Annotated in this window: 1 pseudogene; it reads right to left on the reverse strand. The window is 71.3% G+C overall.

Annotated elements, in window-relative coordinates:
- Positions 1-2,083: pseudogene (locus G5C65_RS36155) on the reverse strand (RHS repeat protein); the annotation flags it as partial.

Genomic DNA, 2,083 nt, shown 5'->3' on the forward strand with positions numbered 1-2,083 from the left:
GGGGTCCAGGCGGCGGTGAGGCGCTGGAGGGGGTTGGTGGTGAAGCACTGGACGTCGTGGGTGGCGGCCTCGTCCTGGCCCGCGGTGGCGGCGACGCGCGTGGTGTTGCCTGCCTTGTCGTAGCCGTAGCGGGTGTCCTCGATCCGCAGGGCGACCTGTCCGTCGACCGTGGCGCGGTTCAGCCGGCCGGTGTGCTCGTCCCAGTCGCGGGTCTCGTAGAGCTTGCGTCCGTTCAGTCCGTGCTCGGTACGGACCGGCTGGGCGAGGGGGTCGTAGGTGGTCTTGGTGACGAGGGGGACTCCGCTGGCCGAGAGGGAGCGGGGCAGGCCGTCGGCGGTGTAGCTGGTGGCCAGGCGTTCGGAGGGCAGGCCGCCGGCCGAGGGCTGGTCTATGCGGGTGCGTGCTCCCGTTTCGGCGTCGTAGAGATACTTCCAGGTGTAGCTGCCCGCCAGTTCCCCCTCGGCGGAGGGGATGGTGACGGTGGTGCCGGTGGGCTGGTAGCGGTCGGTGTAGCCGGTGACGGTGGTGGTGTAGGCGGCCTTGCCGTCGTAGCGGGTGGAGGAGTCCAACTGGCCCTTGGCTTCCTTGTCGTAGCTCCAGGCCGCCCGGGTGGTGTCGCCGTGTTTGAGGGCCGTTTTGCGGCCGAGGGCGTCGTAGGCGGTGGTCAGGGTGGTGCCGCGGGCGTCCGTGGTCTTCACCGGCTGGTCGAGCGTGTCGTAGCCGATGGTGGACCTGCCCTTGTCGGGGTCGTCGGCGCTCGTCTTCCGGCCGCGGGCGTCGTAGGTCCACTTCCAGGTGTTCCCGGCGGCGTCGGTGAACCGGGTGGGCTTGTCGTGGATGCCGTAGCGGGTGGTGGCCTTCACCGACTCCGTGCGGTCGCCGTTCGTGTAGGACAGGCGCTCGGTGACGCGGTCGTGGATGTCGGTGGCCTCGGTGGTGGCGGTGCCGCCCTTCGGGGGGATGACGGTGGTGCGCTCGCCGTCGTACCGGGTGGTGGTGCGGCGGGTCTCGTCGCCGTACTTCTGGTGGATCTCGGCGGTGGTGCGGCCGGCGCCGTCGCGGCGGGTGAGGGTGGAGGCGGGTATCTTCGCGTCGTTCGCGGTGACGAGGGTGCTCTCGGGGCTTCCCTTGGCGTAGTACGGGCTGTAGCTCTTCCATTCCTGGCCGAGGGTGTCGTACATCGTCTCGGTCACGATCCGGCCCGTGGCGCTGTCGGCGGCCGGTTTCTGGGTCTCGCGCTCGCGCAGCAGGCCGTCGTAGAAGGCGTACGAGGTGGCGTAGGTGCCGTCCGAGCGCAGTTCCCTGGTCGTGACGGCGGCGGGCTTGCTCTTGCTGATGCGGTAGGCGTACTCGGCGGACGGCCTGGCGGCGTGGTCGGCCTTGGGCCATCCCGGCTCCCACACGCGGGCGGTGCGGCCGAGCGCGTCGTACTCCACGTCCGTGCGCTTGCCGTTGGCGTCGACGACGGCGGTGGGGTTGCCGCGGCGCTGGTCCAGGTGGCTCGTCTCGGTGTGGCCCAGCGGGTTGGTCGTCACCGTCTTGCGCGGGGCCTCGCCGGTGGACGGGGTGTAGGCGGTGGCGGTCTTGCGGCCCTTTGCGTCGGTGGAGGACACCGTCCGACCGTAGCGGTCGAAGGTGGTGGTGCCGGTGGTGAGGTAGCCGGTGCCCGCGCCGTCGTTCTCGTCGGTGCGGGTGACGTCGCCCTTGGTGGGTGCGGCGCCGAGGGTGTCGGCGCCGTCGTAGTAGCTGCGGTCGGTCGAGATCAGGTCGGCGGGGAGGTCGGGGTCGGTGCCGCACGCGGTGGCGACGGTCTTCTCCTCGGCGACCGGGTCCAGGATGTTCTTGCCCGTGTTGCGCGCGTAGCGGGTGGTGGTGCACTTCTCGTCGCCGTCCACCGCCGCATCGCCGGTCTCCGACTCGCTGGTGACCATTCCGTAGGAGTCGAAGCTGCGGGTGGTCTCGCTGCGGCGCAGCTTGCCGCTGCTGAGCACCTCGCGGGTGGCCTCCTTGCGTACGCCGGTGTGCCGGGCCTCCAGCGCGGGCAGCCCCGGGCGGCTCTGGGTGGCGGTGGGGGCCGAGCGCC

The organism is Streptomyces boncukensis (genome assembly GCF_011045075.1).
Lineage (GTDB): Bacteria > Actinomycetota > Actinomycetes > Streptomycetales > Streptomycetaceae > Streptomyces > Streptomyces boncukensis.